The following is a 21527-nucleotide window of genomic DNA, read 5'->3' as shown; positions in this document are numbered from 1 at the left end:
GGGTGCGGGACGCCAGTAGACCCACTTCAAGGAGGAAACGGGTATGCGAATCAACCAGAACACGATGGCGATGAACGCCCATCGCAACCTGTCCGGCACCCAGAACTCGCTGGGCAAGTCCCTCGAGAAGCTCTCGTCGGGCTTCCGGATCAACCGAGCGGGTGACGACGCCGCCGGCCTCGTCATCTCCGAGACCCTGCGCTCCCAGGTCAGCGGCATCAAGACCGCTGTCCGCAACGCCCAGGACGGCGTCTCCGTCGTCCAGACCGCTGAAGGTGCCCTCACCGAGGTCCACTCGATGCTGCAGCGCATGCGTGACCTGGCCGTCCAGGCGTCCAACACCGGCGCCAACGGTGGCCTCGGCGGCGCGTCCGTTGCCGCGGCCCAGGCGGAGTTCACCGAGCTGCGGGATGCCATCCAGCAGGTCGCATCCACCACCGAGTTCAACGGCACCAGCCTGATGAGCGGCGCGTCGGCCAACCTGACCTTCCAGGTCGGGGCCAACGGCGGCGAGACCCTCACCCTGGCGACCGCTGACATGACCATCACGAGCGGCCTGACCATCAACGCCCTCGACCTGACCGCCGACGCCTCCGGCGCGATCGCGGGGATCGACTCCGCCATCGCTGAGGTGTCGACGTATCGCGGGACCCTGGGTGCCACCCAGAACCGCCTCGAGCACACCATCAACAACCTGCAGGTGTCCGCGGAGAACCTGTCCGCGTCGGAGTCGCGCATCCGCGACGTCGACATGGCGCAGGAAATGACCAACTTCACCCGCAACCAGATCCTGTCCCAGGCAGGAACCGCCATGCTCAGCCAGGCCAACAGCGTCCCCCAGGGCGTCCTCAGCCTGCTCGGCTAGCCACGGACCCGGGCCGTTCGGCACGAACGGGCGGTCCGGGACCACCGCCGGACCTCGATACCGGTGACCCTGCCGGGACAACGGATTGTCCTCGGGTCGCCACACCCCCACCCCGCTCAAGGAGGAGCACCACATGCGCATCAATCAGAACACCATGGCGATGAACGCCCATCGCAACCTGTCGAGCACCCAGAACTCGCTCGGCAAGTCCCTCGAGAAGCTCTCCTCGGGCTTCCGAATCAACCGCGCCGGCGACGACGCCGCTGGCCTCGTCATCAGCGAGAACCTGCGCTCACAGGTCGGCGGCCTCAAGGTCGCCACCCGCAACGCCCAGGACGGCATCAGCGTCGTCCAGACCGCAGAAGGAGCCCTCACCGAGGTCCACTCCATGCTGCAGCGAGCCCGCGACCTCGCCGTCCAGGCCTCCAACACCGGCGCCAACGGCGGCCACACCGGCTCCTCCGTCGCCGCAGCACAGGCCGAGCTCGACGAGCTCGTCGGCGCCATCGAGCAGATCGCCGACACCACCAAGTTCAACGGCACCAGCCTGATGAACAGCACCAACAGCCTGACCTTCCAGGTCGGCGCCAACGGCGGCGAGACCGTCGCCATCACCCTCGCCGACATGCAGACCGCAGCCCTGGGCATCGACACCCTCGTCTCGGGCCAGGCCGGCGACTTCGACTCGGGCGCCGGCGCCGCCAGCGCCGCCATCGCCACCATCGACGCCGCCATCAGCACCGTCTCCAGCTTCCGCGGAACCCTGGGCGCCACCCAGAACCGCCTCGAACACACCATCAACAACCTCCAGGTCGCCACCGAGAACCTGTCCGCCTCCGAATCGCGCATCCGCGACGTCGACATGGCCCAGGAAATGACCAACTTCACCCGCAACCAGATCCTGTCCCAGGCAGGAACCGCCATGCTCAGCCAGGCCAACAGCGTCCCCCAGGGCGTCCTCAGCCTGCTCGGCTAGCACTCGACACCATCTGAATGACCCACCGACGACGGGGAACGGAATCCCCGGTCGGTGATCCACATCGATGCCATCTCAAGGAGGAGATTCCATGCGCATCAACCAGAACACCATGGCGATGAACGCTCATCGCAACCTGTCCGGCACCCAGAACTCACTGGGCAAGTCCCTCGAGAAGCTCTCCTCGGGCTTCCGTATCAACCGTGCCGGCGACGACGCCGCTGGCCTGGTCATCAGCGAGAACCTGCGCTCGCAGGTCGGCGGCCTCAAGGTCGCCACCCGCAACGCCCAGGACGGCATCAGCGTGATGCAGACCGCTGAAGGAGCCCTCACCGAGGTCCACTCCATGCTGCAGCGGGCCCGTGACCTCGCCGTCCAGGCGTCCAACACCGGCGCCAACGGCGGCGAGACCGGGGCCTCCGTCGCCGCGGCCCAGGCCGAGCTCGACGAGCTGATCGGCGCCATCGACGACATCGCCAACGACACCAAGTTCAACGGCACCAACCTGCTGAACGGCACCTCGACGCTCAGCTTCCAGGTCGGCGCCAACGGCGGCGAGACCATCTCCGTGACCATGTCGGACATGAACGCGGCGGTGCTCGGCACCGGTGCCTCGTTCATCACTGCGCTCGCCTCGGGACAGGCCAACGACTTCGACTCCAGCGCCGGCGCCGCAAGCGCCGCGATCGCCGTGATCGACGCCGCCATCAGCCAGGTCTCGAGCTTCCGCGGAACCCTGGGTGCCACCCAGAACCGCCTCGAGCACACCATCAACAACCTGCAGGTCGCCACCGAGAACCTGTCCGCGTCGGAGTCGCGCGTCCGCGACGTCGACATGGCGCAGGAGATGACCAACTTCACCCGCAGCCAGATCCTGTCCCAGGCAGGAACCGCCATGCTCAGCCAGGCCAACGCCGTCCCCCAGGGCGTCCTCAGCCTGCTCGGCTAGCCACGGACACGGTGGGTGCGGTCCGACCGCGCGCCGCACCCATCACGGTGACGGGAGGATGACCGCACGGTCGTCCTCCCGCTGCCGTTGCCGGGCGCTCGCGAGCCGGGTGCCCACCGATCACCCACACCGCACACGGAGGTGCAGACGATGGATCCGATCAGGACGGCGTCCCCCGCCGTCGCCACCGATGCGCAGCGCACACCGCCGCTGACCTCGGTGCCCCACACCATGTCCGGTCCCCCGGACGGTCACCCCGGCGTGCCCACGCCCGCGGAGGTGATCGAGTCCGCCGACCGGACCAGGCAGGACACCGCCCGCCGGGTCGCCCGTGCGATCGCGGCCCCGCAACGACGACGCGTCGAGGTCGAATGGCACGCCGCCAGCCTCGGCTACGTGCACCGGATCCTCGATCCGAGCAGCGGACGACAGCTCCAACAGTTCCCGGCTGCTCAGGTCCTGGACATGGTGGACGATCTGATGAAACAGATACAAGAGGAGCAATAGCCCGTGGCAACGTTCGGCATCGATGGCCTCGCGTCCGGTCTGGACACGACAGGCATCATCAACCAGCTGATCCAGCTGGAACGACAGCCCCAGGTCCGACTCGAACAGCGGATCTCCAACAACGATGCAGCCATCGCGTCGCTGCAGAAGTTCTCCTCGGCGTTCGACAACATCGAGACGCTGTCCAAGGCCCTCTCGGGTTCGGCCAAGAACTTCGTACCCGTGCAGGCGTCGACGTCCACCGACAGCGTCGTGGCGACCGCGTCACCGGGTGCCGAGCAGGGCTCGTTCACCTTCACCGTGGACCAGCTCGCCGCGACCCACCGGCTGGTCTCCGGCGGCACGACGGCGGCGTCCACCGACGTCGTTGCCACGCCCGACTCCACGGTCCGCATCACCGTCGACGGCACCGACTACGACGTCGACACCGGCGACGGCACGCTGTCCAGCCTGATCGCCAACATCAACGACCCGGCGCAGCCGTGGTCGGCCCTCCCCGTCACCGCCCAGGCGGTCAACACCGGGAGCGGCTTCAAGCTGCAGCTCACGTCCGGCTCCAGCGGCGCTGACGGCACCTTCACGATCGACACGACGAACCTCGACGCCACGTTCGCCGCCGGCATGCCCGTCCTCACCCAGGGCCGGGACGCACAGGTCACCATCGGCGACGGCCCGGGCGCGTATGCGGTGACCTCGGGGACCAACACCTTCAACGACGTCATCTCCGGTGTCAGCTTCACCGTCACCGAGTCGAGCTCCACCCCCATCACGCTGTCCATCGACGCCGACCCCGACGCCCTGGTGGACCAGGTCAGCGAGCTCGTCGACGCGATCAACTCGCTGATCACCGGCATGGACCAGGCGCTCGACAGCGGTCTGGAGGGCACGCAGGGATCGTTGTCCAACGACCCCACGATGCGCTCGCTGCGAACCCAGCTGCTCAACGCCGTGACCTACAGCGTGGGCAACACCCACTTCCAGTCCGCAGGCCTGATCGGCATCGAGTCGACCCGCGACGGGAAGCTGGAGTTCGACGAGACCGCGTTCCGCGAGGCGTTGGCCGACCGTCCCGACGACGTGGTGGCCATGTTCCGGTCCGACGACGACGCCAACCCCGGCCTGGCCCAGCGGCTGGAGTCGCTCGCTTCCCAGGCGACGACGCTCAACACCGGACTGTTCGCCACCGCCATCGAGGCACGGGAGTCCACCAACCGGACGATGGAGGACCAGATCGCGGCGATCGACATCCGTGTCGAGCTGCGACGAACGGCCCTGCAACGCCAGTTCTCCGCGCTGGAGGTCGCCCTCTCCAGCATGCAGGCCCAGGGTGACTGGCTGACCAGCCAGCTACCCCAGCTGCAGGCCAACTCCGCCAAGTAACCGGGGCCGCGCCCCTCCTGCAGCCCGTCCTCCTGCCGATAGGAGGAGGACGTCCAACCCCATCGACACCCGGAAGGGTCCCGACTCGCCATGACGCTCGCCAGCGCCCGACGCCGGTACGTGACCGACGCCATCCAGACCGTCAGCCCCCAGCAGCTCGTCGTCATGCTCTACGACCGCCTGCTCCTGGACATCACCCGTGCCGGGGAAGCGTTGGAGCGTCGTGACCTCGAGGCCGTCAACGCCCAGCTGACCCATGCCCAGGACATCGTCCTGGAGCTGGAGTCCAGCCTCGACCCCAGCCTGTGGTCGGGGGGCCCCACGCTGCTGGCGCTGTACCGGTTCCTCCACAACGAGCTCATCACGGCCAACGTGACCAAGGACGCGGCACGGATCCAGATCTGTCGGGGACTCGTCGAACCGCTCGCGACAGCCTGGCGCCAGGCCGCATCCGGCCTGGCCGAGGACCTGACGTCCCGGGCGGCATCAGCCCAGCAGCTGCACCAGTCGACCCAGCCCCTCCAAGCGGTCACCACGTGACAACCATGGGCACCGCGTGGGAGGCCGCGCTGGACAGCTACGAGGCACGCCTCGACGCCGTCGGTGAGGCCATCAGCAGCGGCGACCCGGCCGGTGTGCCCCCGTTCCTCGCACCCGACGACCTCGGCACGATGCCCTCGGTCGCGGTCGAGCGTGCGCTCCGGCTGCTCGAGCGCTCACGCGAGCTCGAACGGATCATGGCCCGGGCCCTCACGGTGGTGTCGGACAAGCTCGAGCACCGGCCGACCCAGCCCGCGCCCCGACGGGCCAGCCGCCTGGACGTCACGGTCTAACCAGCGGGCGAGTGCCCCTCGCGCGTCGACCGTCGACGCTTCAGGTCGTACATCCGCTCGTCGGCACGCGACAACACGTCGTCCAGTGACTCGTCCGGCCGACGCGTGGCGATCCCGACCGACGCCTCGACGCCACCGGTCGCCAACGCCTTGTTGACCCGGGAGACCAGCGTCTCGGGCACCGCCGGCGCAGGGGCCGCGATCACCGCGAACTCGTCGCCACCGATGCGGAAGGCCATGTCGGAGGCCCGCACGACGCTGGACAGGGCCGCCCCCGCCGCCCGCAGGTAGCCATCACCCGCGGCATGCCCCTCGGTGTCGTTGCGGACCTTGAGCCCGTCCAGGTCCATGACGAGGATCGTCGCCGAGGACCCGAACCGCCGGCACCGGGCCTCCTCCAGCTTCAGCAGCAGGTCGAACGCACGTCGGTTGGGCAGGCCGGTCAGGGCATCGGTGCGTGAGGCGACCTTGGCCAGGTCCAGCCGCCGCTGGAGGCGATCACGCTCGAGGTCCAGGGCCAGCGCCGTGGTCAGCAGGTCCGCGATGTGGAGGAGGAACGGCTCCAGGGTGTCCAGGGGCACGGTGGACCGCTCCGGGTCGATGCCGCAGAGGGTGCCGAACAACCCCTCCCCCTCGATGGCAAGGGGCAACCCGACGTAGGTCTCGATGTCGAGCTGGTCGAAGACCGGGGCCTGGCGGTACACCGGCAGCTCGGATGCCGCGGTGGTGACGTTGGGCCCCTCACCCTCCACCATCCGCGAACAGAAGCTGTCGGACCAGCGCAGCACGCTGTTGGGCGCCACGTCGTACCCCTGGCCGACTGCGTCGAGGACCACCCAGTCCTCGCCGACGACACGGGTGACCATCCAGGCACCCATGGGGACGTGGGCCTGGAGGAACTCCAGGGTCCGTCTCGCCGCCTCCTCGAAGTCGGCCGCGACGGGTTCGGTGCCCATCCCCGCGGGGACGCCGAGCAGCGGCGCCGGTCGATCGCCGAGGACCTCCTCCACCGCAGCGAGCAGCGCGTCGGGGCCCGCGTCCTTCGGCACCACCGAGGCTGCGCCGATCCTCCGTGCGCGTTCGGCGAGCTCCGGTTCGACGCTGCCGCTGTGCACGATCACCGGCACCCCGACGGCCTGCAGGATGGTCTCCAGGGAGTTCATGCCGTCGATGTCGGGCAGGCCGAGGTCGACCACGACGACGTCGAAGGCGCCACGTTGCAAGGCAAGCATTTCGAGCGCCCCGAACATCGTGTCGACCGGCGCCACGTGCACACCGGCGGGCTCGAGCTCGGCGGCGACCAGCACCTGATGTGCTGGGTCGTCCTCAACGAGCAGGACCACGGGATCGGCAGATCTGACGGGCGGCGACGGCGCGGTCTGCATGGCTGTTCCTGACGTTGCGGTACCCCCCGCACGGCGGTGGTGGGGACCCCGCGGCGGGGGGTCTCCCGTCCCCACGGAACGATACCCGGGTGGCACGCAGGATCCGTGATGGGTCGACCCAGCGACGGCGCACCCAGCTGGTTCCGTTCTGCCACTTTTTGATCACGCTCTGCTAAGGGCGGGACACCGGTGGCCGATCGGAGGACCTGACGCGAAGGATCGTGTCGTAGCTCACCGCCATGGATCGGCGGCAACCCTGTTGACCTGACCGATCCTGGAGGCATTCCCGTGGTGTACGACGTCACCTCGGCCGCGTTGCACTCGGCACTGAGCGGCCTGTCGACGAGACGCCGCGTGATCGCCGACAACATCGCCAACGTCGACACGCCGCACTACCTGGCGGGTCGCGTGTCGTTCGAGGACTCCATCCAACGTGCGCTCGAGGGCGCCCGGACCGGACGGGTCGATGCGGCGGGAGTCGGGAGCGTTGCCGCCGACCGGACGATGTCGGACGCCGCCACCCGGCTGAACGGCAACAACGTGAGCCTCGACGACGAAGTCGTGTCCCAGACCACCAACGAGCTGGCTTACTCCACGGTCCTCGAGGCGATGAACGGCAAGTTCCGCCTGCTCCGCACCGCGATCAGCCAGGGGGCATAGCGCATGAGCATGTTCGGCGCGATCAGCACCGCCCACTCCGGCCTGCAGGTGCACCGCACGTGGCTCGACGCCACGTCGGACAACATCGCCAACCTCAACACCGTCCGCAGCACCGACGAACCCGCGTTCCAGGCGCGCTACGTGATGGCCCAGGCCGTCGAGGGTGCCGGCGCGCGGGTCGCCGGTGTCGAGTACGGCAGCGCCGAGGGTCGGCTGGCACACCAGCCCGACCACCCGTTGGCCGACGCCGACGGCATGGTTCGCCTTCCCGACATGGACATGGGGTCGCAGATGACCTCGCTCATGCTGGCCCAGCGCGGCTACCAAGCGAACCTCAGCGTCGTCGAGACCGCCCGTGACGCCTACCGAGCTGCCCTGCAGCTGGGACGGTCCTAGGCCATGGCCATCCCCCCGATCAGCGCCCGGCCGATGACCGGCACGGGCCCCATCGCCCGCCCGACGATGGCCCCGACCGGCGGCCAACCGGCTGCCGGCCAGGCCACCGGGGCCACCGACGGCGCCGGCTTCGGCAAGGCCATCGCCGACGCCCTCGGGTCGGTCCAGGAAAGCCACCAGGTCGCCGACGGGCTTGCCCAGCAGGCCGCCACCGGACAGCTGGAGAACGTCCACGACTACATGATCGCCGCCACGCAGGCGCAGCTCGCGACCGAGCTGACCGTCGCCGTGCGCAACAAGGCGCTGGAGTCGTTCAACGAGATCATGAGGATGCAGGTCTGATGAGCGCAGGAACCACCAATGGCTGACACCACCACCCGCGAGCGCTCGCCGCAGCAGCTCGCCGAGCAGGCCCGCGACAAGGCCAACGGCATCCTGTCGGGGTTCACCACCGGGCAGAAGACGACGACGGCCCTGGCCATCATCGCCCTGCTCGCCGCCGGCATGTTCTTCATGCGCTGGGTCTCCGAGCCGTCCATGGCCCCCTTGTTCACCAACCTCGAGGCCGAGGACGCCGCGGCCATCACCGACGAGCTGACCGCCCGCGGTGTGGACTACCAGCTCAGCGACGGCGGCCGCACCGTCATGGTCCCGCGGTCCGACCAGCTCGGGCTCCGGCTGGACATGTCCTCGGCCGGCCTGGTGCCGTCCAACACCGCCGGCTACTCCCTGCTGGACGAGAACGGCATCACCACCTCCGAGTTCCAGATGCGCGTGGACTACCAGCGCGCCGTCGAGGGCGAGCTGTCGCGGACCATCTCCGCGATGGAGGCCGTCGAGTCGGCGATGGTGCACCTCGTCATCCCCGAGGAGGACCTCTTCGTGCAGGACAACGAGCGGGCCACCGCGTCGGTCCTGCTCAACACGATGGGTGACCTCACGCCGATGCAGGTGCAGGCCATCGTCAACCTGGTCTCCGGCAGCGTCCAGGGGCTGACGGCCGATCAGGTCACGGTGACCGACGCGTCGGGGAACCTGCTGCACCAGCCCGGCGAGGACGGCACCAGCGCCGCCGCTGGCGACATGCGCCAGTACCAGACCAGCACCTTCGAGTCCCGCCTCGCCGCTGACGTCGAGACCATGCTCCAGCAGGTCGTGGGACCCAACAACGCCGTCGTCACGGTGACTGCCGATCTCAACTTCGACCGCATCCAGCAGACGACGGAGACCTTCGGCAACGCCGCCGGTGGGGTCAACGGCATCCCGCTGGAGTCCACGACGACCACCGAGAGCTACGAGGGCGTCGGCGCCCCGTCGGTGGGGGTCCTCGGTCCCGACGGCCAGCCCCTCGTCGGCGCGGAGGGCGAGACGACCAACTACACCCTCAGCGACGGCTCGACGCGCTTCGCCGTCGACCGTTCCGTCCAGGACATCCTCAGCGCCCCCGGCTCGGTCGACCGCCTCTCGGTGGCCGTCCTGCTGGACGCCAACCGCGAGGGTGCCGACGCGGCACAGGTCCAGGCCCTCGTCGAGGCCGCGGTGGGCTTCGACGCCGTCCGTGGCGACGTCATCGAGGTCTCTGCCCTCCCCTTCGACGCCACCGCTGCCGAGGACGCAGCTGCTGCAGCTGAGGAAGCCGCTGCCGCTGCCGGCCAGGAGCGCATGTTCGACCTCATCCGCACGATCGGTTCGGTGCTGATCGTCATGATCGTGCTCTTCCTCGCGTGGCGGTCCGCCCGGAAGTCCCTTCCCCAGCGGCAGGCCGAGACCATCCCGCTGGACCTCGCCTCCCTCGAAGCGGGCAGCGACGACGACGCCGCGGAAGTGCTCAGCGACGAGGAGCTCAACCAGCTCGAGGCAGGCCCCGACCTGACCGACGAGGTCACCAGCTTGATCGACGGCCAGGGTGACGACATGGCTGGTCTGCTGCGCGGCTGGATGTCGGCATGAGCGCGATCGCAGAGATCAGCGAGCTGAACGGCACGCAGAAGGTCGCCATCCTGCTGATGGCCGTCGGCAAGGACCGTGCCGGACGGATCCTCAAGACCATGCGCGAGTCGGAGGTCGCCGAGGTGGCCGCCGAGATCGCCCGCCTGCCAACGGTGCCGACCGAGATCGTCGACAGCGTGCTCAAGGAGTTCCGCGACATGGCCTCGGCGAAGGTCAACATCGCCACCGGTGGCCTGGAGTTCGCCCGGGCCATGCTGGAGGTGTCCCTCGGGGACGAGAAGGCCTACGAGATCATGGACCTGCTCGCCGCGCAGATCCACGAGGCGCCCTTCGAGTTCCTCCGCAACACCGACCCCCGCCAGGTCCTGTCGTTCATCTCCGAGGAACACCCGCAGACCATCGCGTTGGTCCTGGCGCACATGTTGCCCGACTCCGCCGCCATGGTGCTCGGCAGCCTGCCCGAGGGCCTGCAGCGCGATGTCGCGGTCCGGGTGGCGCTGATGGACCGCACCTCCCCCGAGGTCATCGAACGCGTCGAACGGACCCTCGAGCGCAAGCTGTCGTCGGTGCTGAGCCAGAGCGACTTCTCCGAAGCCGGGGGCGTCGACGCCCTCGTGGAGATCCTGAACCGTGCGGATCGCGGCACCGAACGCCTCATCCTCGAAGGCCTCGAGACGGCGAACTCCGAGCTTGCCGACGAGGTGCGCCAGCTGATGTTCGTCTTCGAGGACATCACCACCCTCGACGACCGTTCGGTCCAGCTGATCCTGCGGCAGGTCGACAACAAGGACCTGGCCGTTGCCCTCAAGGGCGTGCCCGCGACGGTCAAGGAGAAGATCCAGCGGAACATGTCCGAGCGTGCCGGCGCCGCCCTGATGGAGGAGATCGACCTGATGGGTCCCGTGCGGCTCAAGGACGTCGAGACCGCGCAGGGGTCGATCGTGCGGGTCATCCGCACCCTTGAGGAAGCCGGCCAGATCGTCCTGAGCAGGAGCGGTGATGAGTTCGTTGAGTGACCGGGCCCCGCGCGTCGGCATCCTCCGGGGTGCGGTCGCCGGCCGGCCAGCGGTCGTGCCCGCGATGTCGGACCCCCGTCGTCCCCGTGGGATGGCCCAGGTCGACGCCGCCACCCTGGATGCCCTTCGTGACAAGGCCCAGCAGGAGGGCTGGCAGGCCGGCTACGACGCCGGGCTCGTGGCCGGCCAGCAGGACGCCCTGGATCGGGCGGCCGAGACCGAACAGCGTCACCGTGCGGCCCTCGACGCCCTGCTGGGCGCAGTCGCCGACCTGCGCGAGCGCGAGGTCGCCTCGCTGGAGCACGTCGCCGACCAGACGGCCCTGCTCGCCCTGCGCATCGCCGAGATCGTGCTCGAGCGGGAGATCACGTCCGCGGCCGACCCCGGACGCGACGCCATCTGCCGTGCGATCGAGCTCGTGCCCGAGGAGGGCGACGTCCGCATCCGGATGAACCCCGCTGACATCCAGGCCATGGGACCGGTTGACGACCTGCTTCCCGGCCGCGGAGTCGAGCTGATCGCCGACCCGGCCGTCACCTCCGGCGGGTGTGTCGTCAACGTCGACGCGACCCGCATCGACGCCCAGATCCCGACCGCGCTCGGTCGGGTCGCCGAGGTCCTTCGCTGACCTCCCCCCGGATGCACCACGGGGCACGCCAGTCGTCGGAAACATTGACGCTGCGCTAATCCCCGGTCACTGCGAGCCGATCAAGAGCCTGACGCGAGGGACCGTGTCTTCAGCACATCGCCAGGGATCGGCGATCATCCGCCAGCTCTGCGCTGTCCGCAGCCGGAGCCACGATCCCCAAGGACCCTCGCGTGCCCAGCGACCTCGGAACGCTCGCCTCTCCCCTCGACCGCGTCTTCGCGCGGGCGACGGCGGCAGCCCCTCCCGTCGTCAGCGGCCGGGTCACGCGGGTGGTCGGCCTCAACCTCGAGGTCGACGGCCTGCGCGCGGCGATCGGTGACGAGATGGTCGTCCACACCGGCAACGGGTTCCTGCCCGCCGAGGTGGTGGGCCTCAGCGACCACGGCCTGATCTGCATGGCCTACGGCGACCTCATGGGCGTCGGCATCGGCGACCGGGTCGTCGCCACCGGCAACGCCCAGACCATCCGCGTGGGTGCCGAGCTGCTCGGTCGCGTCGTCGACGGGCTCGGCCAGCCGCTGGACGGCGGCCCGCCCCTGGAGGTCCGCGGCGACGGCCACTGCGTCGAGGTCACCCTCGACGGCACCCCACCGCACCCGCTGCGCCGCCAGCGGGTCGAGGTTCCCCTCGGCGTGGGCGTGAGGGCCATCGACACCCTCATCCCCTGCGGCCGAGGCCAGCGGATGGGCATCTTCGCCGGCTCCGGCGTGGGCAAGTCCTCGCTGCTCAGCATGATCGCCCGCGGCAGCGACGCCGACGTCACGGTGCTTGCCCTCATCGGCGAGCGTGGCCGCGAGGTCCGTGAGTTCATCGAACACGACCTGGGGCCCGAGGGCCTCGCCCGTTCCGTCGTCGTCGTCGCCACCTCCGATCAGCCTGCGCTGGTGCGGCTGCGGGCGGCGTTCGTCGCCACCCGCATCGCCGAACACTTCCGTGACCAGGGCTCCGACGTCCTGCTGATGATGGACTCCCTGACCCGGTTCTCCATGGCCCAGCGCGAGATCGGCCTGGCCGCCGGGGAACCACCCGCCACCCGTGGCTACCCGCCCAGCGTCTTCACGCTGATGCCGAAGCTGCTGGAACGTGCTGGCTGTGGCGAGACCGGGTCGATCACCGGCCTGTACACCGTGCTGGTCGAGGGCGACGACATGCAGGACCCCGTGGGCGACGCCGCCCGCTCGATCCTCGACGGCCACATCGTGCTGTCCCGTCGGCTTGCCACCGCCGGTCACTTCCCGACCATCGACGTGCTCGAGTCCGCATCGCGCGTCGCCAACCGCGTGACCGACGCCGACCAGCGTGACGCCGCCACCGAGCTGCGGCGGATGATGGCCGCCCTCCGCGACGCCCGTGACCTCGTCGACATCGGCGCCTACGTCCCGGGCTCCAACGCCGACGTCGACCGGGCGCTGGCCCTCGACCCGGCCATCACCAGGTTCCTGCAGCAGCCCATGGACGAGCTGACCCACCCCGAGCTGTCGTGGCGGACCCTCCGCCAGATCCTCGGCCACGGTCGGGCCGACACCAACGGCGCGGTGGCCCGATGAAGCGCTTCGCCTTCCGGCTGTCCCGAGTCCAGCGTGTCCGGGAGATCGAACGCGACCGTGCGCGCGGTGAATGGGCCCGTGCCCGGGCCGAACAGACCGCCGTCGAACAGCAGCTGGACAAGCTGCGGGCGGACGCCGCTGCCGAGGCCAACGGCCTGGGCCCCGGCACCGTCATGACCACCGCCGACGTCCGCGCTGCCGCCTTCCGCGCCAGCCTGCGGGCCCGTGCCGCCGAGATGGCCACCCTCGAGCTGGCCCGGGCACAGCAGGTGACCGACGCCCGCACCGCCGAGCTCCTGGCCGCCAACACCGCCGTCGATGCGCTGGGCAAGCTCGAGCAGCGCCATCGGGAGGCCTGGGAGACCGACGCCCGGCGCCACGACGCTGCCGTGCTCGACGATGTCGCCACCACCCGATCGGCTCGCGTCACCGGGGGACAACGATGAGCCCCAGCCCGAGCCTGTCGGTCGCCAGCCGCATCGCCTCCATCGAGTCGAGGATCGCCGGCCTCCGCGGCATCACCTCCAGCGGCTCCGCGGTGCTGGGATCCGACGAGCTGTTCGCCCAGCAGCTGGCCCGTCAGAACGGCACGGCGACCGCGTCCGCTGCACCCGCGGCGTCGCTGGCCACCGCCACGTTGCCGACGACCTCGACGCTGCCGACCACGTCGGTGCTGCCCGCCATGGGCGGTTCGACGGGGCAGACCGGCTCGGCGGCGGTGTCCGCAGTCTCCCAGCCGTACTTCGGTCGACAGGAGGGCGTCGTGACCGGCGGCCCGATCGCTCGCCTCGGCGACACCGCAGAACCCGCGCTGCAGCCCGGCGCCGACTTCGGCGAGGCGATCGTGGCGCTGGCCCAGCGCGAGCTCGGCACCCCCTACGTCTGGGGCGGCGAGTCCCAGGCCGAGGGCGGGTTCGACTGCTCCGGGTTGGTCCTGCATGCCTACCGCGAGGCCGGTATCGAGCTGCCACGTGTCAGCCGCGACCAGGCTCGCGTCGGCGAGGCCGTGCCGTCGCTGGACCAGGCCATCCCCGGTGACCTCGTCGCGTTCGGCTCCCCTGTGGACCACATCGGCATCTACGCCGGCGACGGGATGATGGTCGTTGCCCCGCGCACCGGCGACGTCGTGAAGATGCAGCAGATCACCCGCACGCCCACGGCCATACGCCGGATCGTGCCGGAGGGCACGGTCGTGGCGCTGCCCGACGCCGCTCCCGCCACCGCCTCGACCACGACGGCCACGGCGACCGACGAAGGCCCCCTGGTGGGCGTGCCCTTCGCGGCCGAGCTCAACGCCGCGGCCCAGCGCCATGGCGTCGACCCGCGGCTGCTGGCCGCCGTCGCCCGCGCCGAGTCCGGCTACGACCCGAGTGCCCGGTCCCCCGCCGGCGCGCAGGGCCTCATGCAGATCATGCCGGCCACGGCCGCCGAGCTCGGCGTCGACCCGTTCGACCCGGCCCAGGCCGCCGACGGTGCAGCCCGCTACCTCGCGCAGCAGCTGTCGTCGTTCGGATCCACCGAGCTGGCGCTGGCCGCCTACAACGCCGGCCCGGGCAACGTCCGGCGCTACGGCGGGATCCCGCCCTTCACCGAGACCCAGACCTACGTGCAGCGGGTCATCGGGTTCATGGGAGCCATCTGATGTACACACCACCGACCGCCCTGCCCATCCAGCCCCCCACCGCGCCCCGAACGGTCCCCTCCATCGTGGACGGCCGTCGACCGAGCCAGCCAGACGACTGGTTCGGCGCGATGCTGAACCGCGCCGTCGCCGACCGGGACGCCATCGACGACGTGGCTGCCGACGTCGCTGTCGAGGACGGTGCGGTCGAGGACGGTGCTGCCAAGGACGGTGCTGCAACCGACGGTGTCGCCACCGACGGCGCTGTCACGGGCACCGGCGCCCAGGAGGACGGGGCCGAGGACCCAAGCGCCTCCATCGAGGCATCCGAGCGCGACGACACCACACCCGCGGAGACCGCGGCAGCAGGCACCGACCCGGCCACCGAGGTCGTTGCGCCGGACCCCGGCGTGCCGCCCCTGGACGCTGTCCCGGAGGGGCCGGACACCGTCGAGCCCACTTTCGACGGCGACCCAGCCGCTGTCGCCGACGCTGTCCCGGTGGCCGCCGACGCCGCCATGTCCGCGGGGTTCCGCGCACGACTGCAGGCCGCAGGGACACCGGCCGGCCAGACCACCGCCGAGGAGCCAGTCGACGGCGGCACCGGCATGTCGGACCGACTCGGCGCGACTCCCGCCGACACCACGTCGGCTCCTGCCGGTGCCAGCGCAGGGACCGCCTCCGATGGACTCGGCGCGGCCACTGCCCGTTCCGTGCCGTCAGCCGACACTCCCGCCGAGGGCGACGTCACCGCATCGGCGGACGCGAATCCTGCGGGCCACGCAACCGCCGACGACGCGACCCCCTTCACGGGTCCGGTGACCGAGACCCCCGAGGCGCCCACGGCCACCAGCACCGGTCCGACCACCGGCACCGCCCAGACGACTGCCGTCACTCCTGCACCCACCACCCAAGCAGCGATGACGACGACCGCCGGCGCACCGACGCCCGCGGCCGGAGCCATGCCCCCGCAGGTGCCCGTGAGCGGCCAGCTGGCCTCCGCCGTCGCTGCCATGCAGCGGCGTGGGGACGGGGAGTACGTGGCCAGCCTGGACCTGCACCCCGCCGAGCTCGGCCGCGTCCGCGTGGAGATCGAGATCCGCGCCGGCGTGGTCAACGTGCAGGTGGCCGCCGAGCAGGCCGGCACCCGTGGGCTGCTCAACGACCAGCTGGCCGACCTGCGCGCGGCGCTGGAGCAGGGGGGCATGGACGCCGGGCAGCTCGACGTCGCCGGACACGGGTTCGGCGACAACGTCGACCACGACGACGACCGGACCGACTCCTCCGGCCGCACCGACGCCACCGACGCAGCCTCCACCGCCCTGTCCCCCCTCCCCTCCCCGACCCTCGTCGACCTGCCCTCGGGCCGGATCGACGTCCGACTGTAGGAGCGCCCGTGCCCGACGCCATCAGCGCCGCCATGACCACCCCCCAGGTGGTCACCAGCGACACGCCGACCCTCGACCCCTCGCTGCTGGAGAACCCCGACAGCTTCGACCAGGAGATGTTCCTCCAGCTGCTCGTCGCCCAGCTGAAGTACCAGAACCCCCTGGACCCCATGGACTCCAGCGAGTTCATGGCCCAGAGCGCCCAGTTCACCACCGTGGAGAAGCTCGAGCAGCTGACCACCAAGATCGGCGAGTCGATCGCCAACGACCGCCTCGGCACCGCCACCGGCCTCATCGGCCGCGAGGTGTCCTTCACCCGTGCCGACGGCAGCACCGCTGCCGGCGACGTGACCTCGGTTCGCTTCGAACCGTTCGGTCCCGTCCTCGTCCTCTCCGACCGCACCGAGATCGGCATGGCCGACATCTCGTCGGTCTCCGCCCGCACCGCCTGACCCTCGCCAGCCACGTCCCCAGCCCCCCGCAAGGAAGGACCCGCAATGCTTCGCTCGATGTACTCCGGAATCTCCGGACTCCGCAGCCACCAGATCTACATGGACACCGTCGGCAGCAACATCGCCAACGTCAACACGACCGGCTACAAGTCGTCCGGCGTCATCTTCTCCGACATGCTCAGCCAGGTCCTGAGCGGCGCCGGTGCGCCGGGTGAGCTGAGCGGTGGCACCAACCCCGCCCAGGTCGGCCTCGGCACCCGCATCGCCGGCATCCAGACCAGCTTCGTGCAGGGGGCCACCCAGCTGACCGGCCGAGCAACCGACATGGCGATCCAGGGCGACGGGTTCTTCGTGGCCCGGTCCGGCGGCGAGAACCTCTACACCCGCGCCGGGTCGCTGTCCTTCGACGCCAACGGCGCCCTGGTCACCCCCAGCGGCGGGATCATCCAGGGCTGGAGCGCCAACGCCAACGGCGTGGTCGACATCAACTCGCCCGTCACCGACCTCACGGTGCCGATCGGGCAGATCCTGCAGCCCAACGAGTCCACCTCCGTCCAGCTCGGCGGCAACCTGCCGGCCGACGCCGAGGTCGGTGACGCGATCGTGACCACGATCGACATCGTGGATTCCCAGGGCACCCCGCTGCCGCTGACCCTGACGTGGACCAAGACCGGCGACGACGCCTGGGAGGTCTCCGCCACGACGCCCGACCCGGCCAACCCCGGCAGCAACCTCGACCTGATCAGCCCGGCCACGCCGGTCACGTTCGACCCGAGCACGGGACTTCCGAGCATCGGCTCGACCACCATCGCCACCGCCGGGCTGCCCGGCGAGTGGGCGGGCACCGACGTCACCGTCGACTTCGGCGAGCCGGGCGACCCAGATGGCCTGGTGCAGTTCTCCGGCGAGCAGACCATGACGGCCCTCGGCCAGGACGGCTCGGAGATCGGCTTCCTGCGCTCGTTCTCCATCGACCCCTCCGGCCTGATCTCCGGGGTGTTCTCCAACGGCATGCGCCGCGACCTCGGCCAGGTCGCCCTGGCCGCCTTCAACAACCCGACCGGCCTGGAACGGGCCGGCGACACCGCCTTCCGCGCAACCGCCAACTCCGGCGAGGCCGCGATGGGCGTCGCGGGAACCGGACCGTTCGGCTCGATCGCCGGCGGCACCGTGGAGATGTCCAACGTGGACCTCGCCGCGGAGTTCACCAACATGATCTCCGCCCAGCGCGGCTTCCAGGCCAACTCCCGCGTCATCACCGCCAGCGACGAGATCCTGCAGGACCTCGTCAACATGAAGCGGTAGTCCTCCGGTCGGGCTCGGCCCAACCGACACCACGACCCTCCGCTGTCGTACCATCCCTGCTCGGTCTCACCGGGCGGGGATGGTCCGTTCCGGGGGATGCGCTCGCCGGTCCAAGGGGTCAGCCAGATGTTCGTGTGCAGCAGTCGATCGCCGCTTCGTCGTGCCCGGGGGGTGACCGTCCTCGCCGTTGCCCTCGTCGCGGCCGTGCTGACGGCGCTGCCGGCGTCCGCCAGCGAGGAGTGCCTGGCCGACGCCAGCGGCGACCTCGTCGACCTCGTCACCGGCAACGCGGCGACCAATCCCAACGGCGACCTCCGCGCGATGTGCGTGACCCACTCCCCCGGAACGCTGGTCCTCCATGCGCGGTTGGGTGCCGCCACCGACGTGGCCACGCACCCGGCCTGGGAACCGGGCCGGTCCGCGCTGGTGTTCCAGGTCGACGTCGATCCGCCCGCCCCCGGAGGCGAGGGCACCCACGCGTACGACGTGGTGATCGGCCGAGCCGCGGGCGAGCCCGCCTGGACCGTCCAGCGCGCCGATGACGGCGAGGTCGTGTGCGGCGACGGCTTCCCGGCCGACGGCCTGCCCTCCGCGCAGCTGCCGACCTTCGACCTGACCCTCGACACCGCCGACTGCCTGCCGACCGCGGCGGGGCAGGCCCCGACGGCGGTCCGCGTCGGGACGTTCTTGATCTTCGCCGAGGCGGGCGGCAACTCCACGCTGGACGAGATGCCGTCGGCGACCGAGCTGTACGGCAGCGCCGTGGACACCGCCCCGCGCCCCGAGGAGGTCCCCCATGCCGGGGTCGTTCGCGTTGACGGGCGGACCCGGATCGAGACCGCCATCGCGGTCAGCCAGCAGGCCTTCCCCGGCGAGGACAGCGCCGGGGCCGTCGTCCTCGCCACCGGCCGGCCGCCCACCGCCGACGGCACCGCACCCACGTCCAGCCCCGACGCCCTTGCCGCGGCACCGCTGGCCACCCACGTCAGCGGGCCCGTCCTGCTGGTCGGCAGCCCCGGACCGGAGCAGCTCGCCCCGGAGGTCCTGGCCGAGGTCGACCGCATCCTCGCCCCCGGATCGACGGTGTACCTGGTGGGCGGTGAGGCGGTCCTCCACAGCTCGGTGGCCGACGACCTGACCGCTGCCGGCTACACCGCACGCCGCCTCGCCGGCCTGTCACGCGAGTCGACGTCGCTGGCGGTCGCGCTGGAGATCGACCGCGAACCCACCCGCATCGTCCTGGCCGACGGCAGCCGGTTCGAGCACGCGCTGCTCGGTGCGGCCTACGCCGCCCAGGCGAACGCCCGGCCCATCGGACCCGACGGTGGCCCCGCCGGTCACGCGGTGCTGCTGCTGACCACCCGCGACGAGCAGGGCCAGCCGACGCTCCACCACACCCAGCCGGGCTACGTCACCACCGACCGGCCGGGCCGGCAGGTCGTGACGATCGGCGAGGCCGCCACGGAGGCCGCACGACGTGCAGGCCTTTCCGTTGCACCCGAGGACCAGCTCGTCGCCCCGGGCGACGACGTGTTCGCGACCTCGCTGCTGGTCGCCGACCGCTACGTCAACGGTCGGGCGACCCCCACCCCGGTGGCGACGGCGGAGGGCGCCGAACCCCTGCCCGGCATCGCCGCGCCGTCGGTGCCGACCTCGGTGGTGGTCACCAGCGGGGTCTCCTTCCCCGACGCGCTCGGCGGCGCCGCCCTCGCCGGCCGCTACGGGGTCCCCCTGCTGTTCAGCTGGCCGGACTCCCTGCCGGGGCCGACCCGATCGTGGCTCCGCACGCTGCCGAACCGGATCGACCCCGGTTTCGTCCTCGGCGGGCCCGCGGCGCTGCGGGACGCCGTGCCCGCCCAGCTGTCGGGCTGCGGGGTGCGGCCACCCGACCAGTCCACCCCGGAGTGCCGACCGGCATGACGTCAACCCAGACCCATGTTTCCCATATGCTGGGAGATGGGTCTAGCATCAGCCGCGATGAACCGGGTCCGGCAAACGTCTGAGTATCGAGCCGGAGAGAAGTGGGTACACCCGCAGTCCAATCCCGGTCCCCGACATCGCCGTACCAGGAGCAAAACTCCATGCCCTCCCCCTCCATCCGCCTCGTGTCCCCCGCACTGGCGGTCGCCCTGCTGCTCGCGCTGCTGACCACGATGCTGGTCGCGACGCCCGCCGCGGCCGAGTCCCGCTGCTGGGCCGACGCCGCTGGTGACGTCGACGCCAACAACACCGCGGACGACGAAGCGCTGGACACCGTCCCGGAGATCGACATCCTCGCGGTCTGCGCCGACCTCAACGCCGACCGACTCGAGATGACGTTCCGCGTGGCGGCCCCGCACGACCCGGCGGGCAACGCCGACTGGGACGACACCGCGACGTCGCTCGGGGTCGAGATCGACATCAATGGCGAGGATCCGGAGAACGCCGACCGGGACTACACCGTCAACATGGCCCGCTTCCAGGACCAGCCTGCCGGGGCCTTCCCCGAGGTCCGCGTCTACAAGGGCGACAGCCGGACCGCCTACGACCCCGACGGCGACGGCCCCCAGGGTGCTTGTGCGATGGCGGGCGTCTTCGACGGGCTCCGCTACAAGCTGACCGTTCCCGCCCGGTGCATCGACGGCGCGACCAACATCCAGCTGGCCATGTACGCCTTCCACGACGCCCAGCTCGACGACCCGACCGCTGGCTTCTACGACGAGGTCCCGGCCTTCCCCGAGTACAACGGCCCGGTCACCACGACCGACGACGTCGAGACGCCCGTGGACCGCCTCGCCGGCCCGTCCCGTGTCGAGACCGCCCTGGCGATCAGCCAGGACGACTTCGAGGAGGGTGCTGCCGGCGCGGTCGTCCTCGCCCGCGCCGACGCCTCGCCCGACGCCCTCGCCGGCGCCCCCCTGGCCGTCGCCGTCAACGGCCCGCTGCTGCTGACCGCCCGTGACTCCCTCCCCACCTCCGTTGAGGCCGAGATCCAGCGCATCCTGCCCGACGGCGGCCGGGTCGTGCTCTCCGGCGGCACCGCCGCGATCTCCGAGGCGGTGGCCGAGCAGCTGACCGCCCAGGGCTACGAGGTCGTCCGGGCCGCTGGCGACACCCGCTACGCCACCTCCGTCGAGGTCGCCCGCGCCGCAGTTGCCGACCCCAGCGTCATCGTGGTTGCCGACGGCAACGGCTTCGCCGACGCGCTGGTCGGCGGGGCGCTGGCCGCAGAGGAGGACGGTGTGCAGGTGCTGTCCAACGGCACCCAGCTGGACGACACGGCTGCCGCGTACCTCGCCGAGCACCCCGACGCGGAGGTCATCGCGATCGGCCAGAACGCCGTGCAGGCCGTGCCGGACGCCGATGTGCAGCTGTCGGGCGGCAGCTCGTTCGAGACGGCCGTCATCGTCGCCCGGGAGCGCTACAACGACCCCTCGGGTGTCGCCATCGCCAGCGGTACCAACTTCCCCGATGGCCTCGCCGGTGGCGCCCACGCCGGGCGGGCGGGCATCCCGCTGCTGCTGAGCTGGCCCGACGTCCTGCCGGACATCACCTCGACCTACCTCGGCGAGGTCACCCCGGTGGATCGTGTCGTGATGTACGGCGGGGTTGCGGCCACCAGCTACACGGTGGAGGCCACCTCGGCGTCCGCCCTCGGCTGACCCAGCC

General features: G+C 70.8%; 22 protein-coding genes. 21 read left to right on the top strand and 1 reads right to left on the bottom strand.

Annotation, left to right across the window (positions count from 1 at the left end; all coding sequences use genetic code 11):
• Window positions 1-43 precede the first annotated feature (43 nt).
• The 7 genes from DVS28_RS05815 (at window position 44) to DVS28_RS05785 (ending at window position 5510) form a co-directional block, all read left to right on the top strand.
• A complete protein-coding gene (locus tag DVS28_RS05815; RefSeq protein ID WP_114590620.1) occupies window positions 44-865 on the top strand; it encodes a flagellin N-terminal helical domain-containing protein in 822 nt (273 codons plus the stop codon).
• Between the two features lie 133 nt (window positions 866-998).
• Complete coding sequence (locus DVS28_RS05810) at window positions 999-1841, top strand: flagellin N-terminal helical domain-containing protein (RefSeq protein ID WP_114594017.1); 843 nt, start codon at window positions 999-1001, stop codon at window positions 1839-1841.
• Window positions 1842-1932: 91 nt separating this feature from the next.
• Window positions 1933-2790 (top strand): flagellin N-terminal helical domain-containing protein, encoded by an 858-nt coding sequence (locus DVS28_RS05805; protein WP_114590619.1) that lies wholly within the window; start codon window positions 1933-1935, stop codon window positions 2788-2790.
• Window positions 2791-2940: 150 nt separating this feature from the next.
• Window positions 2941-3297, top strand: coding sequence for a hypothetical protein (locus tag DVS28_RS05800; protein WP_114590618.1), 357 nt, complete (start codon window positions 2941-2943; stop codon window positions 3295-3297).
• Between the two features lie 3 nt (window positions 3298-3300).
• On the top strand, window positions 3301-4677 hold the full coding sequence (gene fliD, locus DVS28_RS05795) for a flagellar filament capping protein FliD (RefSeq protein ID WP_114590617.1): 1377 nt from the start codon (window positions 3301-3303) through the stop codon (window positions 4675-4677).
• A gap of 90 nt (window positions 4678-4767) precedes the next feature.
• Window positions 4768-5217 carry a flagellar export chaperone FliS gene (gene fliS, locus DVS28_RS05790; RefSeq protein ID WP_114590616.1) on the top strand — a complete coding sequence of 150 codons (450 nt, stop codon included), beginning with the start codon at window positions 4768-4770 and terminating at the stop codon, window positions 5215-5217.
• Complete coding sequence (locus DVS28_RS05785) at window positions 5214-5510, top strand: hypothetical protein (protein ID WP_216826421.1); 297 nt, start codon at window positions 5214-5216, stop codon at window positions 5508-5510. The genes fliS and DVS28_RS05785 overlap by 4 nt, the downstream gene beginning before the upstream one ends.
• Here the strand turns inward: DVS28_RS05785 and DVS28_RS05780 are convergent.
• Complete coding sequence (locus DVS28_RS05780; protein ID WP_114590614.1) at window positions 5507-6895, bottom strand: diguanylate cyclase; 1389 nt, start codon at window positions 6893-6895, stop codon at window positions 5507-5509. The two genes, DVS28_RS05785 and DVS28_RS05780, sit on opposite strands and share 4 nt — an antisense overlap.
• A gap of 288 nt (window positions 6896-7183) precedes the next feature.
• Here DVS28_RS05780 and flgB point away from each other — a divergent pair, with 288 nt between their 5' ends.
• The 14 genes from flgB to DVS28_RS05710 all read left to right on the top strand — a co-directional run bounded on the left by flgB (window position 7184) and on the right by DVS28_RS05710 (window position 21520).
• A complete protein-coding gene (gene flgB / locus DVS28_RS05775) occupies window positions 7184-7555 on the top strand; it encodes a flagellar basal body rod protein FlgB (protein ID WP_216826420.1) in 372 nt (123 codons plus the stop codon).
• 3 nt (window positions 7556-7558) lie between these two features.
• Window positions 7559-7951, top strand: coding sequence for a flagellar basal body rod protein FlgC (locus DVS28_RS05770; protein WP_114590613.1), 393 nt, complete (start codon window positions 7559-7561; stop codon window positions 7949-7951).
• A gap of 3 nt (window positions 7952-7954) precedes the next feature.
• Window positions 7955-8293 carry a flagellar hook-basal body complex protein FliE gene (gene fliE / locus DVS28_RS05765; protein ID WP_216826419.1) on the top strand — a complete coding sequence of 113 codons (339 nt, stop codon included), beginning with the start codon at window positions 7955-7957 and terminating at the stop codon, window positions 8291-8293.
• Window positions 8294-8311: 18 nt separating this feature from the next.
• Window positions 8312-9901: a flagellar basal-body MS-ring/collar protein FliF gene (gene fliF, locus DVS28_RS05760; protein WP_114590612.1), complete on the top strand. Its 1590-nt coding sequence runs from the start codon at window positions 8312-8314 to the stop codon at window positions 9899-9901.
• The gene (fliG, locus tag DVS28_RS05755; protein ID WP_174236194.1) at window positions 9898-10917 is read left to right on the top strand and encodes a flagellar motor switch protein FliG; all 1020 of its coding nucleotides are present in this window, start codon (window positions 9898-9900) and stop codon (window positions 10915-10917) included. The genes fliF and fliG overlap by 4 nt, the downstream gene beginning before the upstream one ends.
• Window positions 10901-11545: a FliH/SctL family protein gene (locus DVS28_RS05750; protein ID WP_114590611.1), complete on the top strand. Its 645-nt coding sequence runs from the start codon at window positions 10901-10903 to the stop codon at window positions 11543-11545. The genes fliG and DVS28_RS05750 overlap by 17 nt, the downstream gene beginning before the upstream one ends.
• Before the next feature lie 191 nt (window positions 11546-11736).
• Window positions 11737-13113 carry a FliI/YscN family ATPase gene (locus DVS28_RS05745; RefSeq protein WP_114590610.1) on the top strand — a complete coding sequence of 459 codons (1377 nt, stop codon included), beginning with the start codon at window positions 11737-11739 and terminating at the stop codon, window positions 13111-13113.
• Window positions 13110-13559 (top strand): flagellar export protein FliJ, encoded by a 450-nt coding sequence (locus tag DVS28_RS05740; RefSeq protein ID WP_114590609.1) that lies wholly within the window; start codon window positions 13110-13112, stop codon window positions 13557-13559. The genes DVS28_RS05745 and DVS28_RS05740 overlap by 4 nt, the downstream gene beginning before the upstream one ends.
• Window positions 13556-14755 carry a transglycosylase SLT domain-containing protein gene (locus DVS28_RS05735; RefSeq protein WP_216826418.1) on the top strand — a complete coding sequence of 400 codons (1200 nt, stop codon included), beginning with the start codon at window positions 13556-13558 and terminating at the stop codon, window positions 14753-14755. Before DVS28_RS05740 ends, DVS28_RS05735 begins: the two co-directional genes overlap by 4 nt.
• Entirely contained in the window at window positions 14755-16122 is a 1368-nt protein-coding gene (locus DVS28_RS05730) for a flagellar hook-length control protein FliK (RefSeq protein WP_114590608.1), read from the top strand. Before DVS28_RS05735 ends, DVS28_RS05730 begins: the two co-directional genes overlap by 1 nt.
• A gap of 8 nt (window positions 16123-16130) precedes the next feature.
• Window positions 16131-16574 carry a flagellar hook assembly protein FlgD gene (locus DVS28_RS05725; protein ID WP_114590607.1) on the top strand — a complete coding sequence of 148 codons (444 nt, stop codon included), beginning with the start codon at window positions 16131-16133 and terminating at the stop codon, window positions 16572-16574.
• Window positions 16575-16619: 45 nt separating this feature from the next.
• Complete coding sequence (locus DVS28_RS05720) at window positions 16620-17879, top strand: flagellar hook protein FlgE (protein ID WP_114590606.1); 1260 nt, start codon at window positions 16620-16622, stop codon at window positions 17877-17879.
• Window positions 17880-18050: 171 nt separating this feature from the next.
• Window positions 18051-19799: a cell wall-binding repeat-containing protein gene (locus tag DVS28_RS05715; protein ID WP_164709982.1), complete on the top strand. Its 1749-nt coding sequence runs from the start codon at window positions 18051-18053 to the stop codon at window positions 19797-19799.
• Between the two features lie 161 nt (window positions 19800-19960).
• The gene (locus tag DVS28_RS05710) at window positions 19961-21520 is read left to right on the top strand and encodes a cell wall-binding repeat-containing protein (protein ID WP_114590604.1); all 1560 of its coding nucleotides are present in this window, start codon (window positions 19961-19963) and stop codon (window positions 21518-21520) included.
• Window positions 21521-21527: the final 7 nt, after the last annotated feature.

The organism is Euzebya pacifica, assembly GCF_003344865.1.
GTDB classification, from domain to species: domain Bacteria; phylum Actinomycetota; class Nitriliruptoria; order Euzebyales; family Euzebyaceae; genus Euzebya; species Euzebya pacifica.
This window is presented reverse-complemented; position numbering and strand designations above follow the sequence as displayed.